At 70.8% G+C, this 15,269-nt stretch carries 15 protein-coding genes; 5 read left to right on the top strand and 10 right to left on the bottom strand.

Annotation, left to right across the window (positions count from 1 at the left end; all coding sequences use genetic code 11):
- Positions 1-20: 20 nt before the first annotated feature.
- Positions 21-1,010 carry a terpene synthase family protein gene (locus O7631_RS06680; protein WP_278143472.1) on the top strand — a complete coding sequence of 330 codons (990 nt, stop codon included), beginning with the start codon at positions 21-23 and terminating at the stop codon, positions 1,008-1,010.
- Here O7631_RS06680 and mqnP read toward each other — a convergent pair.
- Together mqnP and O7631_RS06670 are read right to left on the bottom strand one after the other, a co-directional pair.
- A complete protein-coding gene (gene mqnP / locus O7631_RS06675; protein WP_278143471.1) occupies positions 999-1,910 on the bottom strand; it encodes a menaquinone biosynthesis prenyltransferase MqnP in 912 nt (303 codons plus the stop codon). The genes O7631_RS06680 and mqnP overlap by 12 nt on opposite strands.
- Complete coding sequence (locus O7631_RS06670) at positions 1,910-3,370, bottom strand: menaquinone biosynthesis decarboxylase (protein WP_145785880.1); 1,461 nt, start codon at positions 3,368-3,370, stop codon at positions 1,910-1,912. The genes mqnP and O7631_RS06670 overlap by 1 nt, the downstream gene beginning before the upstream one ends.
- Positions 3,371-3,583: 213 nt before the next feature.
- Here O7631_RS06670 and O7631_RS06665 point away from each other — a divergent pair, with 213 nt between their 5' ends.
- A complete protein-coding gene (locus tag O7631_RS06665; RefSeq protein ID WP_278143470.1) occupies positions 3,584-4,459 on the top strand; it encodes an alpha/beta hydrolase in 876 nt (291 codons plus the stop codon).
- 145 nt (positions 4,460-4,604) lie between these two features.
- Here the strand turns inward: O7631_RS06665 and O7631_RS06660 are convergent, their stop codons facing one another.
- A complete protein-coding gene (locus O7631_RS06660; RefSeq protein ID WP_278143469.1) occupies positions 4,605-5,159 on the bottom strand; it encodes a carboxymuconolactone decarboxylase family protein in 555 nt (184 codons plus the stop codon).
- Between the two features lie 82 nt (positions 5,160-5,241).
- Here O7631_RS06660 and O7631_RS06655 point away from each other — a divergent pair, with 82 nt between their 5' ends.
- The 3 genes from O7631_RS06655 to O7631_RS06645 all read left to right on the top strand — a co-directional run bounded on the left by O7631_RS06655 (position 5,242) and on the right by O7631_RS06645 (position 7,800).
- Positions 5,242-5,718: a MarR family winged helix-turn-helix transcriptional regulator gene (locus O7631_RS06655; protein ID WP_278143468.1), complete on the top strand. Its 477-nt coding sequence runs from the start codon at positions 5,242-5,244 to the stop codon at positions 5,716-5,718.
- Between the two features lie 380 nt (positions 5,719-6,098).
- Positions 6,099-6,323: a hypothetical protein gene (locus O7631_RS06650; protein ID WP_278143467.1), complete on the top strand. Its 225-nt coding sequence runs from the start codon at positions 6,099-6,101 to the stop codon at positions 6,321-6,323.
- Positions 6,324-6,450: 127 nt separating this feature from the next.
- Positions 6,451-7,800 (top strand): hypothetical protein, encoded by a 1,350-nt coding sequence (locus tag O7631_RS06645; RefSeq protein WP_278143466.1) that lies wholly within the window; start codon positions 6,451-6,453, stop codon positions 7,798-7,800.
- 75 nt (positions 7,801-7,875) lie between these two features.
- Here O7631_RS06645 and O7631_RS06640 read toward each other — a convergent pair whose 3' ends face one another.
- The 7 genes from O7631_RS06640 to hemL form a co-directional block, all read right to left on the bottom strand.
- Positions 7,876-8,934 carry an IS110 family transposase gene (locus tag O7631_RS06640; protein WP_278143465.1) on the bottom strand — a complete coding sequence of 353 codons (1,059 nt, stop codon included), beginning with the start codon at positions 8,932-8,934 and terminating at the stop codon, positions 7,876-7,878.
- A gap of 250 nt (positions 8,935-9,184) precedes the next feature.
- A complete protein-coding gene (gene ccsB / locus O7631_RS06635; RefSeq protein ID WP_278143464.1) occupies positions 9,185-10,153 on the bottom strand; it encodes a c-type cytochrome biogenesis protein CcsB in 969 nt (322 codons plus the stop codon).
- A complete protein-coding gene (locus tag O7631_RS06630; protein ID WP_278143463.1) occupies positions 10,153-11,781 on the bottom strand; it encodes a cytochrome c biogenesis protein ResB in 1,629 nt (542 codons plus the stop codon). Before O7631_RS06630 ends, ccsB begins: the two co-directional genes overlap by 1 nt.
- Positions 11,781-12,599 (bottom strand): cytochrome c biogenesis protein CcdA, encoded by an 819-nt coding sequence (locus O7631_RS06625; RefSeq protein WP_278143462.1) that lies wholly within the window; start codon positions 12,597-12,599, stop codon positions 11,781-11,783. Before O7631_RS06625 ends, O7631_RS06630 begins: the two co-directional genes overlap by 1 nt.
- Positions 12,599-13,168 (bottom strand): TlpA disulfide reductase family protein, encoded by a 570-nt coding sequence (locus O7631_RS06620; protein WP_278143461.1) that lies wholly within the window; start codon positions 13,166-13,168, stop codon positions 12,599-12,601. Before O7631_RS06620 ends, O7631_RS06625 begins: the two co-directional genes overlap by 1 nt.
- Entirely contained in the window at positions 13,168-13,815 is a 648-nt protein-coding gene (locus O7631_RS06615; RefSeq protein ID WP_088986809.1) for a histidine phosphatase family protein, read from the bottom strand. Before O7631_RS06615 ends, O7631_RS06620 begins: the two co-directional genes overlap by 1 nt.
- Before the next feature lie 5 nt (positions 13,816-13,820).
- Positions 13,821-15,158, bottom strand: coding sequence for a glutamate-1-semialdehyde 2,1-aminomutase (gene hemL / locus O7631_RS06610; protein WP_278143460.1), 1,338 nt, complete (start codon positions 15,156-15,158; stop codon positions 13,821-13,823).
- Between the last annotated feature and the right edge of the window lie 111 nt (positions 15,159-15,269).

The raw sequence follows: 15,269 nt of genomic DNA, 5'->3' as shown, positions 1-15,269 counted from the left end.
ATCTCGCGCAGGAGGCATCGGTGACGACCGGCGAGGCCCTACGGGCGCTGCGTGCCGAATGCCCGATCCCGTCCCGGCTCTCGCCGTACGCCGACGGTGTGCAGGAGTGGCTTCTCGGCCTGCTGCCCGACCTCGGCCTCGCCCTGGACGACGCGGCGTTGCACCGGCTGGCCCGGGGGGCGTTCGCCAGGTACGCCGGACGGCTCTACCCGGACGCCTCCGAGGCCGATCTCCGGGTGTTGACCGTGCTGTTCACGTGGTTCTTCCTGGTCGACGACGCCTGCGACGGGCCGGGCCGGCTGACCTCGGAGCAGATCCGGGCTCTGCGCGACGGCACGCTGGCGCTGCTCCACGACGCTCGGCTGCGCCCGGCCGGGCTCACCGAACCGCTTCGGCGGCTACTGGCGCTGGCCTGGCGGGAACCGCGCCGCCGGATGCCGGCCCGGTGGCGGTCGCGTTTCGCCGACGCGGTGGCCCGGCATCTCGACGGCACCTGGCAGGAGGCGGTCAACAAGGAGACCGGCCGCCGGCCCGGCGTCGGCGAGTACGTGGAGCTGCGGCGGGCCACCTCGGCTGCGGAGGTGTCGTACACGCTCGTGGAGTTCGCGGGCGGCCGGCCGTTGCCCGACCCGGTCTACCACCATCCGCTGCTGCGGCAGATCGCCCAGCTCGGAAACGACCTGCTCTCCTGGTACAACGACCTGGCCTCGTTGGAAAAGGACCGCGCGACCGCAGGCGGGCACAACCTGGTGCTGGCCATCGAAGCCGAACTGGCGGTGCCGTCGGCGGAGGCGGTGGCCCTGGCGGTCGAGCGCTGGAGGGAGTCGATGCGGCGCTTCGTCGCGCTGCGGGCCGGGGTGCCGTCGTTCGGCCCCGCGGTGGACCGGGCGGTCGGCGACCAGCTCGACGTGGTCGCGTACGCCGTCCGGGGCACCATCGACTGGACCTTGGAGAGCGCCCGCTACCCCACCGGGGAGGACGAGCCGGTGATCAGCCGGTCAGGGCCGTAGGTCGAGCCGGATCACCAGGTCGAGCAGCGCGAAGACGAACAACGCGATGCCGACGAACCCGTTGGCGGTGAAGAACGCCCGGTTGACCTTGCTCAGGTCGGTCGGGCTGACCACCAGGTGCTGATAGGCGAACGCGACGGCGGTGAGCGCCAGCCCGATCCACCACAGCCAGCCGAGGCCGATCAACGCGCCGAACCAGACGAACAGCGCGAAGGTCACCACGTGCGCGATCGTGGAGGCGTGCAGCGCGAAGCGCCGGCCGTACCGGGCGGGCACGCTGTGCACGCCGATCTCCTGGTCGATCTCGGAGTCCTGGCAGGCGTAGATCAGATCGAAGCCGCCGATCCACAACCCGACCGCCGCGCCGAGCACCCAGGCCGGCCCGGAGCCGTCCAGGGTGCCGGTGACCGCCAGCCAGGCGCCGACCGGGCCGACCATCTGGGCGATCCCCAGGATGGCGTGCGGCCAGTTGGTGAACCGCTTGCCATAGGGGTAGACGACCAGCGGCACCACCGCGAGCGGCGCGAGCACCAGGCAGAGCGGGTTGAGCAGGGCTGCGGCGGCGAGGAAGACCACCAACGCGACGGCCGCGCCGGTCCAGGCCGTCCGCACGCTCACCGCACCGGTGACCAGTTCCCGCCCGGCGGTACGCGGATTCCGCGCGTCGATCCGCCGATCGAGGATCCGGTTGGCGGCCATCGCGAACGTCCGCGCCCCGACCATCGCCACGGTGATCAGCAGCAGGTCGAGCCACCGCACCCGCCCACCGTCGACCTGCATGGCGCTCAACGCCGACAGGTACGCGAAGGGCAGCGCGAACACCGAGTGCTCGATCGCGACGAGCTTGAGGAAGGACTTGACCCGGCCCGGCTTCTCGGCGGGAGCGTCGAGGACGGCCATCAGATCCCGTACTCCTTCCAGCGCTTGTCGACCAGGGCCGAGACCTCCGGGCTCATGCTCATCTCCTCCGGCCAACCGCGGGTGTAGCCCTCGGTCGGGAGTTTGCGGGTCGCGTCGACACCCGCCTTGCCACCCCAGAACTGCTGGTACGACGAGTGGTCGAGGTGGTCCACCGGCCCCTCGGTGAGCAGCAGGTCGCGCGCGTAGTCGACGTTGCCGAAGGCGCGGAAGGCGACCTCGTTGTAGTCGTGCACGTCGCAGTCCTCGTCGACGATCACGATGAGCTTGGTCAACGACATCAGGTGCGCACCCCAGATCGCGTTCATCACCTTCTGCGCGTGCTTCGGGTACCGCTTGCGGATCGACACGATCGCGCAGTTGTGGAACACCCCGGCGGCCGGCAGGTCGTAGTCGACGATGTCCGGGATCATCAGCTTGAGCAGCGGCTGGAAGATCCGCTCGGTGGCCTTGCCGAGGCCGTGGTCCTCCTGCGGCGGCTTGGAGGTGACGATCGAGTGGTAGACCGGCTTGCGCTGCATCGTCATCGCCTCGACGTGCAGCACCGGGAACGGCTCGACCGGGGTGTAGAAGCCGGTGTGGTCGCCGAACGGCCCCTCGGGCAGCCGCTCACCCGGCTCCAGGTAGCCCTCCAGCACGATCTGCGCGTGCGCCGGCACCTGCAAAGGGACGGTGAGGCAGTCGACCATCTCCACCCGCTCGCCGCGCAGGAACCCTGCGAACAGGTACTCGTCGATGTCGCCGGGCAGCGGCGCGCTGGCCGCGTAGGAAACGACCGGGTCGCAGCCGATCGCGATGGCGACCGGCAGGCGCTGCCCGAGCCGCTCGGCGACCGCGTGGTGGGCGGTCGAGTCCTTGTGGATCTGCCAGTGCATGCCCAGGGTGTTGCGGCCGTGCTGCTGGAGCCGGTACAGGCCGAGGTTGCGCTTGCCGGTCTCCGGGTGCTTGGTGTGGGTCAGCCCGTAGTTGTGGAAGATCCCGCCGTCGCCGGGCCAGACCTGCAACCCCGGCAGCCGGTTGAGGTCGACGTCCTCACCCCGGTAGACGACCTCCTGGCAGGGCGCGGTCTTCACCTTGCGCGGTGGCACCGACTTGAGCTGCATGACCTTGCCGAGGCCCTCGCGGATGCCCGACCAGCCGACCGGCAGCTCAGGCTTGATCAGCGAGCCGATCCGGGCACCGATCTCGTCCAGCGAGTCGACGCCGAGGGCCATCGCCATGCGCTTCTCGGTGCCGAACAGGTTGATCGCCACCGGCATCTCGCCCCGGGTCGGGCGCTCGAAGAGCAGCGCCGGCCCGCCGGCCCGCACCGTGCGGGTGACCACCTCGCTGATCTCCAGGGTGGGGTCGACCGGGACGTCGACCCGGCGCAACTCTCCCGCGCGCTCCAGCGCCGCGAGAAAGTCCTTGAGATCGGTGTACGGGAAGCCACGAGCCGCCATACCCGCCAGTCTCCCGCACCGGGTGCGGTGTGGCCCAAGCCGGGTGCTGTGACACCGGCGACGACCCCGTGCGCGCCCACGCACACTCCATGCCCGCCACCCCCGGTGCGCCCGGCGCGCCCGGCCTTGATCCACCAATGTTCGGGCGCAGCGCCCGTAGGCATGGCCCTCGGTCGAGCGGGTAGCCGGGCAGCACGCGGACGGAGGCGGCCAATGGGTGGGGATCGGGTTCCGGCAGGGTTCACCGAGCAACGAGCACGGGTCGGCCAGATCACCATGAACTACGTCCGTGGCGGCAGCGGCCCGCCGCTGGTGCTGCTGCACGGATATCCGCAGTGCTGGTACATGTGGCGACACCTGCTGCCCGAGTTGGGGCGTTCCTTCGACGTGGTCGCGCCCGACCTGCGTGGGTTCGGGGGCAGCGACGCCCCAACCGACGGGTACGACAAGAAGACCGTCGCCGCCGACCTGCACGGACTACTCGACCAGCTCGGCCTGGCCGGTGACCTCCGGCTGGTCGGGCACGACCTGGGGACCATGGTGGCGTACGCGTACGCCGCCGCCCATCCGCAGCGGGTGAGCCGGCTGGTGCTCACCGAGGCGCCCATCCCCGACGAGAGCCTCTACACGTTCCCCGCGCTCACCCCGGCCGGCCCAGGGGTGTGGAACTTCGGCTACTTCTCCATCGGCAACGGTCTGCCGGAGGAACTGGTCGACGGGCGGGAGTCGCTCTGGGTGGACAAGTTCACCGACGCACTGATGGTGCGCAAGGGAAGCATCGCCGCGCCGGACGTCGAGGAGTTCGCCAGCCACCTGCGCGACCCGGCGCATCTGCGGGCGAGCTTCGCCTACTTCCGGGCGTTCGATCGGGACATCGCCGACAACGCGACGTACCGGACCACGAAGCTGACGATGCCGGTGCTGGCCGTCGGCGCGGCGGCCAGCCTCGGCGGGCAGGTCGCCGAGCAGGTTCGTCAGTACGCCGACGAGGTCCGCGGTGAGGTGATCGAGGACTGCGGCCACTGGCTGTACGAGGAGCGCCCCGACGAGATGCTCGCCCTGCTGCGCGACTTCCTCGGGGCGGCCTGAGCGCCGCCGTCCCGCTCCCGACTTGATCCACTCGGGTTCCAGGAAGTTGCGGTGTCCTGCGGCTGGGACACCCCCGTTTCCCGGAGCGCGAGTGGATCAGGGCTCGCGCCGAGACGGCGACCAACGGTGCACGGGGTGCGACGGGTCAGGCGGCGGGTGCCCAGGCGTGGGCGGCCAGCGGTGGGTCCAGCGGCGTTCGGGTGAGGCGGTTGGCGAAGGTGGACATCGTGTACGCACCGACGCCGAGCACCACGTCCAGCGCGTGCCGGGGCAGGTAGCCGGCGTCGAGGAAGTCGTCCAACTCGCCGTCGGGCACCGCGCCGCGGTGGTCGAGCACGGCCAGCGTGAACCGGCGTAGTGCCTCCTGCCGCGGCTCGGGCAGCGCCGAGCCGGCGCGCAGTGCCGTGATCAGCTCGGCACTCCCGCCGAGCTGGGTGAGCTTGCCGGTGTGCAGGGCGACGCAGAAGTGGCACTCGTGGGTAGCCGAGACGGTCAGGATGACCACCTCCCGGTCCAGGGGCGAGAGGTCGGTCTGCTCGAAACCCGCGTTGGCGGCGAGGAACCCGGTGAGCAACTGCGGCGACTCGGCCATCAGCGCCACCGCGCTGGGCAGCCAGCCGAACCGGCCGCGTACGCCCTCGATGGCTCGTCGGGCGGCGACGGGTGCGGTTTCGGCGGTGTGAGCGGTGAAGACGGGCATGGCTGCCTACTTTCGAGCGCTTGGATCGGATGACGTAAGATGGTCAACGTGGTTGACGAAATAGTAAATGTGGTTGTCGAACATGGCAACCGTTGATCCCGCGCGCCCCGGCTTCCAGTTGCCGCTGCTGCTGCTGGCCGGCTTCCGGACGCTGATCGACGACCTGCACGCCGAACTGGCTCGGCAGGGGCATCCGGAGCTACGGCCGCTGCACGGGTTCGTGCTCCAGGCCGTCGGGATGGACGGCACCACAGCCACCGAGTTGGGGCAACGCCTCGGCATCTCGAAGCAGGCCGCCGGCAAGACCGTTGACCGACTGGTCGAGGTCGGCTACCTGGAACGGGTCGACGACCCGCGCGACGCCCGCCGGCGCCTGGTCCGGGTCACGCCGCGCGGCGCCGACGGGTTACGCCGATCGGCTGAGGTCTTCGACGAGCTGCGTCGACAGTGGACTGAGCGCCTCGGCGAGGACCGCGTCGACGCCATCGAGGACGACCTTCGCACGATGGCCTCCACCAACTGGTTCCGCCTGGACATGCCAGGCTGGTTCGGCGGCTGAGCAGCCAGAGCGACCGGCACCCGACCGAAACCGATGGCACGGCCGACAGCCCGGTACGACCCCCGACGGCACGGCCGACACTCTGGCATGACCCCCGACCGCATGGCCGAACCGATGGCGCAGCCGACAGCCTGGGCATGATCGACACTAGATCGCCGAAGTGGTGCCATCCTCTGCGCCGGAAGCCACCACATCGCCGACCTGGAGTGGATCACGCCGCTGGCCACCGCCACATCGCCGACCCAGCGCTGACCACGCCCGCCGGAGGGCCAGCCCGGCACCGACCCAGCCCGTCGTGCACGAAGCCGCCGTCAGTCAAGGTCTCCGGGCACATCCCACCTGTCGTGGCGTGGTGGTGGGGTTGGGCGCAGGCTGGTGGGATGTCGGATGCCTACGTCGTCGGCGACCCGGACGGGTTGTCGCCCCTGCTGATCGCGGTACGCGACGCGGTCGCCCGCGAGCTGCACGCACAGGTGGCGCTACGCGGTGAGCGGATCGAGCTGGCCGATCTTCCGGAGGTGTCCTACCAGGTCACAATCCAGGTCGAGCGGGCACTGCGCGCCTGGCGGCCTGGGCCACAGGCGCCAGGCGAGGCCCTCGCGTAGGACGAATGCCGCACGGCCGGCCCATCGAGAACCGTCACAGGTGATCTCTAGGATCGGGGCTGCCGGTCGGGGCCGGGGCATCGATCCCGGCTTCTTCCGATCGGCTCATCCCTTCTCAAGGAGATCGATGAGATCTGTGCACGTGACGCGCGGGCTGACCGCGCTCGTCGTGATCGTCGCTGGGATCAGCGTGGCGGCTGGACCGGCTGCGGCAGAGGACGACCCCGGCTGGGTTGGCGGCTGGTTGGGTGATGTCACTATCGGTGCCTCCGGCTCACCCGGCCGCACGATGCCGCTGACCCTGAACAGCTCACGGGCAATCCAGCCCCGGGTGACGGTCGACCTGACCGGCCTGGCCGGGGTGGCCAACGCCAGTTTCCCCTCCTGGTGCGTCACCGAGGGCACATCGGTCACCTGCCCGATGCCATCGACGGCCAACCCGGACGAGTTCGGCTCGACCACCGGCGACGTGCCGGTGACCTTCCGAGCCGCCCCCGGCGCTGCCGACGGCGCGACCGGCACCCTCGCCTACACCACCTTCGGCGAGCAGACCGAGCCGAACACCGGACAGGCGCTCGTCACCGTCCGAACCGGGCCCGACCTGCTTGACATGGTCAACGAGGACGTCGCCGGCGTCGATGTCGGTGACAGTTACGCGATGCCGGTGGCCGTGGTCAACGCCGGCGACCAGCCGGCTGTGGACCTTCGCCTCACCTTCCGCTTTCCGGTCGGCCTGGTTCCGGCCAGTTACCGCAACTGCCGCTACGGCACCGACCAAGCGCTCGGCACCAGGGTCGCCTGCACGGTGCGGGGCACCTTCGCACCCGGCCAGCGGCACGAACTGCGCGGTGGCTTCCTCACCGCTCTCGGTCCGGCCGCCCTCGGCAGTAAGCGAATCAACCAGATCGTGGAGCCGCTGGCCAGTGCCGAGCCACTTCCGAGCAACGTGGAGTTCAAGAGCCGCGACGCCGACCAAACACTGCGCCTACGGCCGGTCGGCGCACCGCTCGACGTGGTCCCGGTCGAGGTGACCAACGCCAGCGGCGGGACCTACCTGGATCAGATCCGGGGCGCCTTCGACATCGTGGCCGAAGGTGCCGCAGTTGCCGGAGCCGTCGGTGACACCGTCCAGGCCACCGTGGGCCTACGCAATGTCGGGCCGGGCGTGCCGGACGGAACCAACTCCGGCGACGTCGTCGGCGCGTTCTACTTCACCCCACCCGTCGGCGTCACCGTCGTGGGCCATCCGTCAGACTGCTGGCCGTTCGGCAACGACACGGACATTCCGGATGCCCTGACATCCTGGTACTGCGACGGGCGGGTGTCCGTGTTCCTCGCCGGGACCAGCCACACGGTCACGTTCGACCTGCGGATCGAGCGACTCGGCGGCGCTGCCGGACAGGTCGAGCCGCATGGCCGCTATCCGCGGGTGGACGACAACCCGGGCAACGACGTCGCCCCGGTGACGGTGGGCTGACCGCACCCGACACGACGGCGCGGGCCGGTCACCGACGAATCGGTGACCGGCCCGCGTTCCACGTCCAGGACGCTCCTATGACGCGTCAAGTGGCTGGGGAGGGTTTTCGAGGCGTCGGTAGAGGTCTCGGGCGACGTAGCGTTTGAGGCAGCGTTTGATCTCGCGATCGGTTCTGCCTTGGGCGCGGCGGCGCTCGGCGTAGGTGCGGGTGGTCTCGTCGCGTTGTAGGCGGGTCAGGACGATGGTGTGTAGGGCGCGGTTGAGTTGGCGGTCGCCTGAGCGGTTGAGCCGGTAGCGGATGGTCTTGCCGGATGAAGCGGGGATGGGTGCGGCGCCGGCGAGCATGGCGAACGCGGCGTCGTTGCGGCAGCGTCCGGGGTGCGACCAGGCGGTGAGTACGGTGGCCGCGACGATCGGTCCGACGCCGGTCAGCTGCAGCAGGTCCGGGCGCCAGGAACGCACGATCGTCCGGATCGCCTTCTCGTGCTCAAGGGCTTCGGCTTCGAGGAAGCGGACGCGGCGGGCGAGGTCCCGCAACACGCTCAGGCAGGTGAACACGTCGACATCCGCGCTGGTGGTGGGGCGTAGTCGGGTGGCGGTCGTGAGCATGAGGCGGGTGCTCTGGCCACGGAAGCGGGCTCGCACCACCTCGGGGGCGGTGATCACCAACGCGTGCAGCTGCCGCTGGGCGTCCGAACTGGCTTCCACAGCTGCCCGGCGGGCGGTGAGTCGTGCCTGCAACGCCGCCCGCTCGGATCCCGTCTTGGGCTGCGCCAAGCGGGTGCGGGCCAGTGCGTCGCGGGCAGCCCGTTCGGCGTCGATCGGGTCGGACTTCGCCCCCGCGCGGCGCGCCGGTCGCACCGGCCGGTCCAGCTCTACGACCAGCTCACCGGCGTCGGCCAGGTGCCGGGCCAGGCCGGCGCCGTAGCCGCCGCAGCCCTCGAGGGCCCAGGCCCGCAGCCCTGAGTGCTGTCCGGCCAGAGCCACCAACTCGGCATAGCCGTCCGGGTCGGTGTTCACCGTGGCCCTGGCCAGGACACCACCGGTGCGGGTGTCGAGCACCGCGGCGGTGTGCGTATCTCGGTGCGTGTCGACGCCGATGACGACCTCGACCAGATCTGCCAGCATGGACATGCGTTCTCTCCTCACCGTGGGGACGCAATGGTCCGGTCCGGTGCGGAGATGGCAGGACTGTGATGAGACACGCCGCCGCTAACTGGCGGTCAAGCTCCTGATCAGGCCAAACGTCTCCCGCCGGGCCGGCGCAGGCAGCAGCAGACGGACAAGTCCGGTCAAGGGCACGAAGCCAGTCAGGCCAAGAGTCACGCCCACCGCTGCCAGCTATCAGCTCACCACTGCTGAACCGACCCCGCCATGCTCACAGTCAGTCCAGGCCACCGTACGAGTGGAGGCCGGTGAAGAAGATGTTCACGCCGAACAGGTTCATCAGCATGGTGAGGAAGCCGAGCACCGCGAGCCAGGTCGCCACGTTGCGACGCACGCTCGGCGTGGCCCGGGCGTGCAGGTAACCGGCGTACACCACCCAGGAGATGAACGCCCAGGTCTCCTTCGGGTCCCAGCCCCACGGCCGGCCCCACGCCGCCTCGGCCCAGATGGCGCCGGCGATCACCGCGAACGTGAAGATCGGGAACGCGAACGCGTGCAGCGCGAAGGTCAGCCGCTCCAGGCCGGCCGCGCCGGGCAGGCGCTTGGCCAGGGTGTACGGGAAGCTTCGCTTGCCCTTCTCGTACCCGTTGCGCATCAGGAAGCCGACCGCCGGCACCGCACCGAGCAGGAAGATGCCGGACGCGAACACGATGGTCGAGACGTGGATGATGAACCAGTACGAGTTCAGTGCCGGCACCAGCGGCACGATCGGCACGTACAGGACCAGCTCGGCGGTGGCCACGAGCAGCACCATCACCAGCGTGAGGAACAGCCCGAGCTTGCGCAGCGACGGTCGCTTCCAGAGCACCACCAGCCAGGCGGCAACTCCGATGAACGTCACGGTGAGCACGAACTCGTACATGTTGCCCCAGGGCATCCGGTCGGCCGCGAGGCCGCGGGTGACCAGGGCCGCCAGGTGCAGCACGGCGGCCACAGCGGTGGCGCCGACCCCGAACAGGCCGGCGAGGCGGGCACGCCGCGCGGAACGATCCACGGGCGGCTCGGCGACCGGCGCGGGCGGCTCCTTGACCACGCCACCGCCGGCACCGACCAGTTCGCGGACCGGGGCCGCCGTGGCGACCCGGGTACGGGCGTTGCCCAGCGCGTACTCGACGGCGTGGCCGATCATCGCGATCAGGTACGCCAGGATCGCGAAAGTGACCAGATTGTCGGAGAGTGCGGACATCACTCGGCTCCTTCTCGCACGCCGGCCCGGTCGGCGACTGGGTCAGCATCACCCTTGACCGCAGCGATGAGCTGGGTGAACTCGTCGGCGAACCCCGGATAGTCGGTACGCGGCAACCCGCCGACCTCCATCAAGCTACTACCGCTCGTCGGAGATCCTTCTCCGGGGTCGGCCGGCACCACCCGGAAGAACACCCGACGACGCCGCCCGAACAGCGAACCCATCAGCCCGACCAGCAGGACACCACAGCTGATCAGCAGCGGCGTCGCACCGGGGTCGTGTCGGACGGAGAGGGTGACGTACCGCTCGGTGCCCAGGAACTCGACTGTGGTGCCGTCGGCCAACGTCCAGGTCTCGCCCTTCTTGAGCAGCTTGGTGCCGACCTCCTTGACCTTGCCGGCACGCACCTGACGCTGGTCGAGCTGGTAGACCGAGCCGGGGATGCCGGCGTCCATACCGAGGTTGCCCTGGTAGGCGACCAGGTTCAGCACCGGGTTTCGCTCGGTCGGGTACTGCGAGCGGACGAACGGCCCCTGCTCGGGCGCAGTGGGCAGGTAGATGCCGGTGAACGCCATCTGCCCGTCCGGGCTGCGCTGGCCGGTGGCCGGGTCGACGTTCGCGTCCGGGAACGCGGCCAGGCCCTCACCGGTCAGGCCCATGTCGCCGGTGGTCAGGAACGGCTCGTCGCTGACCTGGCTGTTGCCGAACCGGTCGGTGTAGCGGATCACCGGGGCGTACCCGTGGCCGAGCAGGTAGACGTTCGCGTCGGCCAGGCGCAGTGGCGAGTTCACCGAGAAGTCGGCGCTGCGGGTCGGCTCGTCCGGGCCGTCGACGGTGACGGTGGCGTTGAAGAACTCCGGCTGACCGGACGGCAGGAACCGGGCCTCGAAGTCGTCCAGCCGCAGGCAGAAGCGGGGCAGGTCGGCGCTGTCCACCCGCGGGCCGAGCTTCGCCTCCGCGTACTGCTGGCGGGTGTTGCAGAAGGCGTTGTCAGCGCCCGCCACCAGCAGTCGGTTGCCGCTCCAGCCGTACCACGAACCGAGCGCGACACCGATCAGCACCGCGATGAGCGACGTGTGGAACAGCAGGTTGCCGGTCTCCTTGAGGTAGCCCTTCTCGGCGGAGACCTCGTCGCCGCGCACCTCCACCCGCCAGCGGCGTTTGCGCAGCACGTCGGCGATCGCCGCCACCCCACCGGCCGGGGCGGGCACCACGGTGTGCTGTGGCAGCCGGGCCATCCGCTTCGGCGCGGCCGGCGGCCGGGACCGCAACGCCCGGACGTGGTCGCGCAGTCGGGGCGTGATGCAGCCGATCAGGGAGGTGAACAGCAGCAGGTAGATCGCGGAGAACCAGACAGACCCGAAGACCTCGAACGCGCCGATCCGGTCCAGTCGGGGAGCCCAGTCCGGGTGGTCGACGAAGTACTCGTTGACCTTCTCCGGGCTGATCCCGCGCTGCGGCAGCACCGAACCGGGGATGGCGGCGACAGCGAGCAGGAAGAGCAGGATCAGGGCGGTACGCATGCTGGTCAGCTGCCGCCAGGAGTTGCGCAGTAGGGCCAGCAACCGGTTCGGCCGGCGGCGTGGCGCCGGCGCCACGGTCTCCGGCCGGTCGTCGACGACCGTCATCAGATGCTCACCTCGCCCACCCCGACGGTGGTCTGCAGCCAGATCACGAAGCTCTGCCATCCGCCGGTGACCAGCGCCAGGCCGATCAGGATGAGCAGGGCGCCGCCGACCCGGGTGACCCAGCGGCTGTTGCGCCGGACGGCGCGGAAGACCCCGAGCAGGCGTTCGAAGCCCAGCCCGAAGACCACGAACGGTATCCCCAACCCGAGGCAGTACGCCACGGCGAGCACCACGGCGCGGTCGCTCTGGCCGCTCGTCGCCGCCATCCCCATCACCGCGCCGAGCGTCGGACCGGTGCAGGGCACCCAACTGAGTGCGAAGACCGCCCCGAAGACCGGTGCGCCGAGCAGCCCGGCCGACGGCAGCCGGGAGATCCGGAACTCCCGTTGCAGGGCGGGGATCATCCCGAGGTAGCCGAACCCGAGCACGATGATCAGCACGCCGACGACGATTTCGAGCTGCCGCTCGTACTCGAAGAAGACCCGGCCGATACCGGCGAACAGGATGGCGGTCGCGACGAAGACGACCGTGAAGCCGGCGATGAAGAGCAACGTGCCCGCGAGCACCCGGCCCTTGACGGCCACCGTGGCGGCCCGTTCGCGGACCGCCACCCCGCCGTCGCCGTCGGGTGCCGGGTCCGCCGGGGCCCGGCGGCCTTCGAGGTCCGCGCCAGCGAGGCCGGTGACGTACGACAGGTAGCCGGGGACGAGCGGGAGGACGCACGGGGAGAGGAAGCTGACCAGACCGGCAAGCGCCGCCGCACCGATGGCGAGCAGCAGCGGCCCGTTCACGGCCAGGTCCTTGAAGGTCTCGCCCATCAGTTCGGCGCCGGCTTCTCGGCCGCGATCCGCTCGACGATCGGTTGCAGGCCCTCCTGCTTGACGGCGGCCCGGATCACCGAGGCGATCCGCCCTTCCCGGTCGAGCACCACCGTCGCGGGGACGGTGTTCGGCGGGATGTCCAGGTCGAGCGCCAGCCGGCTGGCCGGGTCGAACAGGCTCGGATAGGTGACCCGCCCCTGCTCGAACGCCTTGGCCTTGTCCCGCGAATCCTGCACGTTGATGCCGAGGAAGGTCACCCCGGAGTCCTTGGTGGCCTGGTAGACGGCTTCCAGGTCGTCCGCCTCGGCGCGGCACGGCGCGCACCAGGAGCCCCAGAAGTTGACCACGACGACCTGGCCCCGGGCCTGGGTGACGTCATAGGTGCCGCCGAGGAGCAGCTCCCCGGCGAGTTTCGGAGGGGCCGAGCGCTGGTCCGGTGCGCACTCGAAGATCCCGTCGGTGGTGGTCGTGCAGGTCTTCTCCTGCCCCTTCGACGACGTGCAGCCGACAAGCGCCACCGCGGCGACGGTGGCGAGCAGGCCGGCGGTCCACCTCCGGGCGTTCATCAGGCCCCCTTGGCCGTCCGGGCTGTCGCGGAGAGGGCGATCAGGTGCGCGGCCGGCTCGCTGTAGCCGATGCCCACCACCTTCGCGCCGTCGAAGTGGAACGAGGTGAGACTCGCCAGCCCGCACTGCCGCTTGCGCGGGTCGTGCCAGAGCCGCTTGCGCTCGACGTGGCGACGTAGCGTCCAGATCGGCAGCTGGTGCGACACCAGCACCGCCTCGCGCCCCTCGGCGGCGACCCGGGCGGCCTGCACGGCGGCGAACATCCGCTCGGCGATCACCCGGTACGCCTCGCCCCAGGACGGGGTCACCGGGTCGCGCAGCACCCACCAGTTGCGCGGGTCACGGAACGAACCGTCGCCCGGGGACACCTTCTTGCCCTCGAACCAGTTCGCGCTCTCGATCAGCCGCTCGTCCACCCCGACCGGCAGCCCGAACTGGGCGGCGATCGGCTCGGCGGTCTGCTGGGCGCGTTCCAGCGGGCTGGCCACCACGTGCACGATCTCCCGCTCGGCCAGGCCCTGCGCGGCGGCCTTGGCCATCTGCACACCCAGCTCGGAGAGGCGGAAACCGGGCAACCGGCCGTACAGAATCTGATCCGGGTTGTGCACCTCGCCGTGCCGCAGCACGTGGACCACCGTCTTACTCACGTTGACTACCCCCCGTGACCGGCCGCCGCCGCCGCGTTCGCCGCCGTCGGCAGCGCGTCGGCGATGTGTTCCAGAGCGGCGTCGTCCAGCGCCGCCGACACGAACCACGACTCGAACGCGCTCGGCGGCAGGTAGACGCCGGCGGCGAGCATCGCGTGGAAGAACGCCTTGAACGCGGGCACCTGCTGGGTGCGCGCGCTGTCGTAGTCGACCACGTCGGCGTCGGTGAAGAAGATCGAGAACATGCTGCCCGCGTACGACAGACGGTGCGGGACCCCGGCGGCGGCCAGCGCGTCGGAGGCCAGCTTGCCCACGACGGCGGCCGTGTCGTCGAGCTTGCGATAGAGCGCGTCGTCGGCGAGCCGCAGGGTCGCGAGCCCGGCGGCGCAGGCCAGCGGGTTACCGGAGAGCGTGCCGGCCTGGTAGACCGGGCCGGCCGGGGCGAGTCGCGCCATGATGTCCGCCCGCCCGCCGAAGGCCGCGGCGGGCAGACCACCACCCATGACCTTGCCGTACGTCCACAGGTCGGCGTCGGAGGCGTCGAGGCCGTGCCACCCGGCGCGGGACACCCGGAACCCGGTCATCACCTCGTCCACCACGAGCAGGGCGCCGTGGGCGTGCGCGATCCGGGCGAGCTGCTGGTTGAAGCCGTCGCGAGGGGCGACCACACCCATGTTGCCGGCGGCCGCCTCGGTGATCACCGCCGCGATGTGCGGGCCCTCGGCGGCGAACGCCTCCTCGACGGCCCGGATGTCGTTGTACGGCAGCACGATCGTCTCGCTGGCCGCCGCGCCGGTCACGCCCGGCGAGTCGGGCAGGCCCAGGGTGGCCACGCCGGACCCGGCGGCGGCGAGCAGCGCGTCCACGTGCCCGTGGTAGCAGCCGGCGAACTTGACGATCTTCGAGCGGCCGGTGAAGCCGCGAGCCAGCCGGATCGCCGACATGGTGGCCTCGGTGCCCGAGTTGACCAGGCGGACCTGCTCCATCGGGGTCCGGTCGACCAGCTCGGCGGCCAACTCCACCTCACCCGGGGTGGGAGTGCCGAAGCTGGTGCCCCGGGCGGCGGCAGCCTGCACGGCGTCCACCACCTCCGGGTGGGCGTGCCCGAGGATCAGCGGACCCCAGGAGCAGACCAGGTCGACGTAGCGGCGGTCGTCGGCGTCGTACAGCCACGCGCCCTCGCCACGGACCATGAAACGTGGGGCGCCGCCGACCGCCTGGAAGGCGCGCACGGGAGAGTTGACCCCGCCCGGCACGATGGCGCGGGCGCGGTCGAACAGGGCCTCGGAGGCCGGCGCTTCGGCCGGGTAGCGGCCGGATCCGGCGGGAAAGATGTCGGTCACGATGCCGCCATTGTGTCAGCGGCGAACGGCCCACCAGCAGCCACCCCGCAGTCGGGTTACCAGGCTCACCCCCGGCCGGCGCCCGCCGGCCGCGCCGACAGGAGGGCTCAC

This window comes from Micromonospora sp. WMMD967, from assembly GCF_029626165.1.
GTDB lineage: Bacteria > Actinomycetota > Actinomycetes > Mycobacteriales > Micromonosporaceae > Micromonospora > Micromonospora taraxaci.
This window is presented reverse-complemented; position numbering and strand designations above follow the sequence as displayed.